The sequence below is a fragment of the Burkholderia sp. SIMBA_051 genome (assembly GCF_046534915.1).
Lineage (GTDB): Bacteria > Pseudomonadota > Gammaproteobacteria > Burkholderiales > Burkholderiaceae > Burkholderia > Burkholderia ambifaria.
In genome coordinates this window covers 1-261 of record NZ_JAWRXS010000454.1, presented here as the reverse complement: position 1 = coordinate 261, position 261 = coordinate 1, and the positions used below count along the sequence as shown (strand labels likewise).

At 62.5% G+C, this 261-nt stretch carries 1 pseudogene; it reads right to left on the bottom strand.

Annotated features, from left to right (window positions below):
• Window positions 1–119 precede the first annotated feature (119 nt).
• A pseudogene (locus tag SB771_RS35260) lies at window positions 120–261 on the bottom strand (TldD/PmbA family protein); the annotation flags it as partial.

Below are 261 nucleotides of genomic sequence, written 5' to 3'. Positions count from 1 at the left end.
CCGCCGGCAACTGCTGCATGGCGTGGAACTGCTCGGCGTCGGCGGGGCGCAGTGCGCGCAGCGTCAAGCCCTCGGGTGTGCTCTCGGGTTTTTCTGTTTCGAGGTGTTGATCCATACGCTCACAACGTCAATTCAAACGATCTCACCAGAATGCCGGGCAATTGCATGCCGCCCGTGGCGCGCTCGCCCCAGGTCGAATCGCTCAGCAGCAATTCCGCTTGCGCGCCGAGTTGTTCGAGTTCGCTGCCGAGCAAACGGTAC